Origin of the sequence: Shewanella sp. 11B5 (genome assembly GCF_002836795.1) — a bacterium.
GTDB classification, from domain to species: domain Bacteria; phylum Pseudomonadota; class Gammaproteobacteria; order Enterobacterales; family Shewanellaceae; genus Shewanella; species Shewanella frigidimarina.
Window position 1 is genome coordinate 1 of record NZ_PJAP01000001.1, and the last position, 1,014, is coordinate 1,014.

The 1,014-nt window shown below is 35.0% G+C and carries 1 protein-coding gene; it reads right to left on the bottom strand.

What is annotated here, in order from left to right; genetic code table 11:
* On the bottom strand, nucleotides 1–598 hold a 598-nt coding region (locus tag CXF78_RS21580; RefSeq protein ID WP_219622038.1), incomplete at its 3' end, for a hypothetical protein.
* Between the last annotated feature and the right edge of the window lie 416 nt (nucleotides 599–1,014).

The following is a 1,014-nucleotide window of genomic DNA, read 5'->3' on the forward strand; positions in this document are numbered from 1 at the left end:
TTTTTTGTATGGCATCGATAATGTAAGACGCTTTTACACCATTCAATACTGCCCCAGTTTCACTTTCAGTAATATAGTTGTAAAGATGTTGCATGTCTGTATGCCCAAGCATCCAACGTAGAGTGTCCAAACCATCAAAGCTTTTTGACCAAAAAAATACCATCGCAAAGAAACGACGGAGCTGGTGCTGTCTAATATAGTAACGACGTTGTTCACTATTCTCTAATGTCACAATTGGAGTCTCAAAATAATCACACGCTACATCTACATGTTTATAGTATGAGAGTTTAGTAATCTTATTCACAATAAACTCTTGGGTGTTGACATTATTAAATAAAGATAACTCAGACTTATTTAAAGCAGCTTTTGAGATTGCTTGATTAAATCTCTCTAACTTCCATATAATTTTAGCGACTGAACGAGGAATTGGCCGTCTAATTTTTGCGTTCATACCATGCTTTCCTCCGTTACCTGATTTTTTTAAATAAGAGATTAGGTCATAGTCAGTGTTTTCCCCAATGTCACTAAATGGGTTAATATTAGGATATAAATTCCCATGATCTTTTAGTTTAATCAATTCATCGATACGCTTTGCCATTACTGCACCTGTTAGAATCTGAATTGAACCCATAAGTACATCATATAGAGAAAAAAGACTTTCATTATTCCGCATCTTTATGAACATGCCGTCGTTATATGGTAGGGATAGTCTTTTAACTCCCTTTTTTATAAGCTTCATATCAACTAGCTTCATAGCATCCGAGATTACCCAGGCTCCCCGTTCAGAAGAAGATAGTTTGGGTCTAGATTTTTGGTTTTTTCCATAATAATTCTTATTGTTAGAATTTTTTGCGGAGCTTTTGGTTCTTCCGATAGTGAGAACTAAGAGCATTGAATTTAGGATCGAATCTTGATGTTCATAACAGAACTCAAAACAGCTCTCGATTAAATTAAAAACCAATTGAGGAGGTAATGTCGCATATCGCCCTTTTCTTCTTAGTTTTATATGCTTAC